A 6,040-nucleotide genomic window follows, 5' to 3' on the forward strand; every position below is an offset into this window, starting at 1 on the left:
TCAGAACCTCAGGCCAGTGATAAAGGATACCAGGCGAACCAGAATACCATCCAGTCCCCACAGGATCAGTGACATTACTGCAGTTACGGCAGCAACAATCAGCGTGGTGTGCAGCGTTTCCTGGCGGGTCGGCCAGATCACTTTGCGGACTTCGGTTCTCGCTTCGCGGGCGAAGGCGACAGTCGCCTTACCTTTTGTCGTTAACAGAGCGACGCCACCGGCAGCAGCGATAAGAATCACCACGGCCAGCGCACGGATCGCCAGCATAATGTCGCGATAAAGGAAGTTGCCTACGATGGCTACGATCAGCAGCACGGCAACGATAACCCACTTCAACGCTTCCAGGCCGCGCCCGCTCCCTTGAGCTTCGGTATTCGCACTCATAAACCAACCTGTCACAAGAATTCAGACAAACATCTTCGCCCCGCGTTAAATGCGAGGCGACCAAACCGAAATGCTCTGCTGCGTTTCGGACTTTACGCCCTCTTCAGAGCCTGTCTCAGCAATGATTATGACAAAAAAAATCACTGATGAGCCAGGTTCTGGTGTGAAAGCGTGCAAAAAGGGCATCAAATGATGCCCTTTTATTGCGCATTGCGTCAAATGTTATCAGCGATTAGCCGAGAACTTTAGCAACCACGCCCGCGCCAACGGTACGGCCGCCTTCACGGATTGCGAAACGCAGACCGTCGTCCATCGCGATCGGGTGGATCAGGGTAACAACCATTTTGATGTTGTCGCCCGGCATTACCATCTCTACTCCTTCCGGCAGTTCGATGGTACCAGTCACGTCAGTAGTACGGAAGTAGAACTGCGGACGGTAGCCTTTGAAGAACGGAGTATGACGGCCGCCTTCGTCTTTGGACAGGATGTACACTTCAGATTCGAACTTGGTGTGCGGCTTGATGCTGCCCGGCTTAGCCAGTACCTGACCACGTTCGATTTCTTCACGTTTGATACCACGCAGCAGAACGCCTACGTTCTCACCAGCACGGCCTTCGTCCAGCAGTTTGCGGAACATTTCAACGCCAGTACAGGTGGTTTTCGCGGTGTCTTTGATACCAACGATTTCAACTTCTTCACCAACTTTGATGATACCGCGCTCTACACGACCGGTAACAACGGTACCACGACCGGAGATGGAGAATACGTCTTCGATCGGCAGCAGGAACGGCTTGTCAATCGCACGCTCTGGTTCCGGGATGTAAGAATCCAGGAAGCCAGCCAGTTCGATGATTTTCGCTTCCCACTCTGCGTCGCCTTCCAGCGCTTTCAGAGCAGAACCACGAACGATCGGAGTGTCGTCGCCCGGGAAATCGTACTGAGACAACAGTTCACGAACTTCCATCTCAACCAGTTCCAGCAGCTCTTCGTCATCAACCATGTCGCATTTGTTCAGGAACACGATGATGTACGGAACGCCTACCTGGCGACCCAGCAGGATGTGCTCACGAGTCTGCGGCATCGGGCCGTCAGTTGCAGCAACAACCAGGATCGCGCCGTCCATCTGAGCAGCACCGGTGATCATGTTTTTAACATAGTCGGCGTGGCCCGGGCAGTCTACGTGCGCGTAGTGGCGAGTCGGGGTGTCATATTCAACGTGGGAAGTGTTGATGGTGATACCACGAGCTTTTTCTTCCGGCGCGTTATCGATCTGGTCGAATGCGCGAGCAGCACCGCCGTAGGTTTTAGCCAGTACGGTAGTGATTGCAGCGGTCAGCGTTGTTTTACCATGGTCAACGTGGCCGATAGTACCGACGTTAACGTGCGGTTTTGTACGTTCAAACTTTTCTTTAGACATCGATTGTCCCTCTAAGACACGGATAAATCGGTGATATCACCACATCAACCAGGCAACATGCCCGACTTGTTGAATGCAATAAACAGAGAGAAACAGGGAAGGAGAGATAAAGAAGTGGTGCTGATACCCAGAGTCGAACTGGGGACCTCACCCTTACCAAGGGTGCGCTCTACCAACTGAGCCATATCAGCACGTCTGGAGCGGGCAGCGGGAATCGAACCCGCATCATCAGCTTGGAAGGCTGAGGTAATAGCCATTATACGATGCCCGCATCCTGAAACTCGGCTACCCAGTTCTTTCTGTAACAAAAAAGAGATTGCTCTCTTTAATGTTGAGCTGATTAGTTTACCCAACCAACTCCGGCTACGCAAAGCGTCGCCCGAAAGTGGTGGTGGGGGAAGGATTCGAACCTTCGAAGTCGATGACGGCAGATTTACAGTCTGCTCCCTTTGGCCGCTCGGGAACCCCACCCAAATTGTTATGGTGCCGACTACCGGAATCGAACTGGTGACCTACTGATTACAAGTCAGTTGCTCTACCTACTGAGCTAAGTCGGCATCAAGTAGCGCGCATTCTAGGGAGACCTGCGAGTTCATGCAACTAAAAATTTGCATAAAACGTTCTCTTGCTCACATTTTGTGCTCTTACGCGAAAAAACGGTGTAATTTCAAACAATGGAGTGCAAAAAAAGCGCATTCCTCAACGCAGAATTTGTTTCGCTGCGCCTGTCAGATACAAGAATGACGGTTTTTTCACCTGGAAATCCTGGTGGCAGGCGCGATCGCTAACCTGCAAAGATAGCAGACTCGCTTTCTCCCCTCTTTCTACTTATTCATCACTTGTGATGCTGCTATGAGAAAGCGCCCTTCGATGAGTTTTTTTCTTATTATTCCCGGCATTCTGGTGTTACCCTCCTGCCCATTGTCCTGATTAACTAGTGTGAAGCATCACCGCTACCTCTTTTTCGGTGATAGTAAGAACATGCTTATGAGCAAAAAAGAGCAGACGTTAATGACACCCTATCTACAATTTAACCGCAACCAATGGGCTGCACTTCGTGATTCCGTTCCGATGACGCTGACAGAGGAAGAAATCGCGCGGTTAAAAGGCATCAACGAAGATCTTTCGCTGGAAGAAGTCGCCGAGATCTATTTGCCGCTGTCACGTTTGCTCAATTTCTATATCAGTTCCAACCTCCGTCGCCAGGCGGTGCTTGAGCAATTTCTTGGCACCAATGGCCAGCGTATTCCTTACATCATCAGTATTGCAGGTAGCGTTGCGGTTGGTAAAAGTACTACAGCGCGTGTTTTACAGGCGCTGCTTAGCCGCTGGCCGGAACATCGCCATGTAGAACTGATTACTACCGATGGCTTCTTACATCCTAACTCGGTGTTAAAGGAACGCGGCCTGATGAAGAAAAAGGGCTTCCCGCAGTCGTATGATATGCATCGGTTGGTGAAGTTTGTTTCTGACCTGAAATCTGGCGTACCCAGCGCAACCGCGCCGGTCTATTCCCATCTGATTTATGATGTTATTCCTGATGGCGATAAAACCGTTGCTCAACCGGATATTCTTATTCTGGAAGGTTTGAACGTTCTGCAGAGCGGAATGGATTATCCACACGATCCCCATCATGTATTTGTTTCTGACTTTGTCGATTTCTCTATTTACGTCGATGCGCCGGAAGACTTATTAAAGAACTGGTATATCAATCGCTTCCTGAAATTCCGTGAAGGAGCTTTTACCGATCCGGATTCTTATTTCCATAATTACGCCAAACTTTCAAAAGACGAAGCGGTTAATATTGCCACTTCATTATGGAATGAGATCAACCTACTGAACTTAAAAGAAAATATATTACCAACCAGAGAGCGCGCCAGCTTGATTATGACGAAGAGCGCAAATCACTCGGTCGATCAAGTTCGCCTACGGAAATAAAAAAGGGAGCGCAAGCTCCCTTCTGTTTATTCAGCGCTACGCAGCGATATCTCGCCTCCAACCCATGGTTTAATTACCCCGTCCTGCTCGAGTAATAATGCCCCTTGCGCATCAATTCCGCGAGAAATACCAAATATTTCCTTATCTCCAATAATCAACTTCACCGGCCGATTGATAAAGTTATCCAGTTTTTCCCAACGTGGCAGGTAAGGTGTTAAACCTTCCTGCTCGAATAGTTGCAAACCGCTACGTAATGCTTTCACCAGACGCGCCGTCAGGGTGTTACGGTCAATGAAGACTCCCGCCTCCTGAAGGCTGATCCACCCCTGATTGACAACATCAGACTCAACCCGGCGCATCACGAGATTGATACCAGCACCGCTGACGATCTGCGCGGCATCACCGGTTTTGCCTGTCAGTTCTACCAGGATACCGGACAACTTGCGGTCCTGCAGATAGATATCATTCGGCCATTTGACCCGAACGTTATCCGCTCCCAGGCTCTGCAGTACTTCCGCAATCACAATACCGATCACCAGGCTCAGACCGATAGCGGCAGCAGGGCCTTGCTCCAGACGCCAGTACATGGAGAGATAAAGATTGGCCCCAAACGGTGAGAACCACTTACGCCCGCGGCGGCCACGACCAGCCTGCTGATATTCAGCGACACAGGCATCACCTGACTCCAGTTCGTCCAGACGATCCAGCAAATACTGGTTGGTGGAGTCAATTACCGGCAGCACGGTAATACGACCTTGTTCAATCTGGCCGGCAATCTTTTGCTCATCCAGCAATTCAATCGGCTCAGGGAGGCTATAGCCCTTCCCTGGTACGGTAAACACATCAACACCCCAGTCGCGGAGCGTCTGCATATGCTTGTTAATTGCCGCGCGGCTCATCCCCAGGCGTTCGCCGAGCTGTTCGCCAGAGTGAAACTCGCCATCCGCCAGAATAGAGATAAGCATCAGGGGTACGGTATTGTCTTTCATGCAATCACCTCTTCCGCGTTCACTTCACCCTGCTCTCCGATGAAGCGCACTTCAGGCTGTAGCCAAACGTTAAATTTCTCGCCAACCTGCTGGCGGACATAGTGGGCTAACCCTACGACATCATCGCTGGTCGCCTGGTTATCGTTGATCAGTACCAACGCCTGCTGACGGTGAACTGCCGCCCCGCCGATAGTTTTACCTTTTAGCTGGCACTGATCGATAAGCCAACCGGCCGCCAGCTTAACGCTGCCGTCAGCCTGTGGATAATGTGGCGCGCCAGGGAATGCAGCCAGCAATTCCTGAGCAACCTGAGCGCTGACGACCGGGTTCTTAAAGAAGCTGCCGGCATTACCATTTACTTTCGGATCCGGTAACTTGGTCATACGCATATGGCAAACCGCATCAAACACCTGGCGGGGGGTAACAGTTTGCGCATCGAGACGAGTTAAATCCCCGTAGGTCAGGACAGGCTGCCACGCTTTTTTCAGCCATAGCCCAACAGCCACTATCGCGTAACGATCCTGATATTCATGTTTGAAAATACTGTCACGATAGCCGAAACGGCACTCTGCGGCAGAAAGGCGCTGCTTGCGACCTGTTTCGAGTTCGATACAGTCTACGTATTCACATACTCGCTGCAGTTCGACGCCATAGGCACCAATATTTTGAATTGGTGAAGACCCCGCGCAGCCAGGAATTAAGGCCAGGTTTTCCAGCCCAGGCATTCCATTTTCCAGCGCAAATTGCACCAGTTGATGCCAGTTTTCGCCGGCGCCAACGTGCAAACGCCAGGCTTCAGACGTTTCGCTTACCTCGATCCCCATGATGCGGTTGATAATCACCGTGCCGGAATAGTCTTTCAGGAACAGAACGTTGCTTCCTTCTCCAAGGATCAGACAAGGTTGGTGTTCTGCAGCGGCGGCTTGCCAGGCAGTCAGCAACTGTTGTTCATTTTCAGCAAGTACAATTGCTTTGGCAGAATGGTTAATGCCAAAGGTATTCCAGGGTTTGAGGGAGAGGTTCATAGTGGCTTCCTGATGCAAAATCAGCATTAGTTTACCGTATATAGCGAGGGAAGGCTTGCCTGAATAATACCGGTTCAGGGCCGGGTTCTACTCATGATGGGCGTTAATGAATGGCGCTGGCAGGGAGGATGTTTCCCCGGAGGCGGTGCTGCGCCCCTTTTCCGGGCTACGGGACTGTAGCCCCGGTAAGCACAGCGCCACCGGGGGAGACGGCGGCGCGTCTGGCCGCAAAACACCAAAACAAAAGGCCCGGTCTTCCGACTGAGCCTTTCGTTTACGTTGCTATG

Annotated in this window: 5 protein-coding genes and 4 tRNA genes; 1 reads left to right on the forward strand and 8 read right to left on the reverse strand. The window is 51.3% G+C overall.

The features are described 5' to 3' along the window. From secE to PGR23_RS24045, 6 genes are all read right to left on the reverse strand, one after another. Nucleotides 1-384, reverse strand: coding sequence for a preprotein translocase subunit SecE (gene secE, locus PGR23_RS24020; RefSeq protein ID WP_015368827.1), 384 nt, complete (start codon nucleotides 382-384; stop codon nucleotides 1-3). Between the two features lie 232 nt (nucleotides 385-616). Continuing rightward, nucleotides 617-1,801: an elongation factor Tu gene (gene tuf, locus PGR23_RS24025; RefSeq protein ID WP_015368828.1), complete on the reverse strand. Its 1,185-nt coding sequence runs from the start codon at nucleotides 1,799-1,801 to the stop codon at nucleotides 617-619. A gap of 115 nt (nucleotides 1,802-1,916) precedes the next feature. Further along, nucleotides 1,917-1,992, reverse strand: a tRNA-Thr gene (locus tag PGR23_RS24030). Nucleotides 1,993-1,997: 5 nt separating this feature from the next. Beyond that, nucleotides 1,998-2,072, reverse strand: a tRNA-Gly gene (locus PGR23_RS24035). Between the two features lie 115 nt (nucleotides 2,073-2,187). Further along, nucleotides 2,188-2,272 (reverse strand) — tRNA-Tyr (locus tag PGR23_RS24040). 10 nt (nucleotides 2,273-2,282) lie between these two features. Then, a tRNA-Thr gene (locus PGR23_RS24045) sits at nucleotides 2,283-2,358 on the reverse strand. A 430-nt stretch (nucleotides 2,359-2,788) separates the two neighbouring features. Between PGR23_RS24045 and coaA the strand changes: the two genes are divergently transcribed. Further along, a complete protein-coding gene (gene coaA, locus PGR23_RS24050; RefSeq protein ID WP_045398338.1) occupies nucleotides 2,789-3,739 on the forward strand; it encodes a type I pantothenate kinase in 951 nt (316 codons plus the stop codon). Between the two features lie 26 nt (nucleotides 3,740-3,765). Here coaA and birA read toward each other — a convergent pair whose 3' ends face one another. Together birA and murB are read right to left on the reverse strand one after the other, a co-directional pair. Then, complete coding sequence (gene birA / locus PGR23_RS24055; RefSeq protein ID WP_047047438.1) at nucleotides 3,766-4,728, reverse strand: bifunctional biotin--[acetyl-CoA-carboxylase] ligase/biotin operon repressor BirA; 963 nt, start codon at nucleotides 4,726-4,728, stop codon at nucleotides 3,766-3,768. Beyond that, entirely contained in the window at nucleotides 4,725-5,780 is a 1,056-nt protein-coding gene (gene murB / locus PGR23_RS24060) for a UDP-N-acetylmuramate dehydrogenase (RefSeq protein WP_264181664.1), read from the reverse strand. The genes birA and murB overlap by 4 nt, the downstream gene beginning before the upstream one ends. Nucleotides 5,781-6,040: the final 260 nt, after the last annotated feature.

This window comes from Klebsiella sp. 141162 (assembly GCF_050600755.1).
In the GTDB taxonomy this organism is placed as follows: domain Bacteria; phylum Pseudomonadota; class Gammaproteobacteria; order Enterobacterales; family Enterobacteriaceae; genus Klebsiella; species Klebsiella aerogenes.

Bases quoted from the DNA above. Each gene is read 5' to 3' on its own strand.
- coaA (WP_045398338.1), top strand. From the start codon at position 2,789: ATGAGCAAAAAAGAGCAGACGTTAATGACACCCTATCTACAATTTAAC.
- birA (WP_047047438.1), bottom strand. From the start codon at position 4,728: ATGAAAGACAATACCGTACCCCTGATGCTTATCTCTATTCTGGCGGAT.
- murB (WP_264181664.1), bottom strand. From the start codon at position 5,780: ATGCTGATTTTGCATCAGGAAGCCACTATGAACCTCTCCCTCAAACCC.
- tuf (WP_015368828.1), bottom strand. From the start codon at position 1,801: ATGTCTAAAGAAAAGTTTGAACGTACAAAACCGCACGTTAACGTCGGT.
- secE (WP_015368827.1), bottom strand. From the start codon at position 384: ATGAGTGCGAATACCGAAGCTCAAGGGAGCGGGCGCGGCCTGGAAGCG.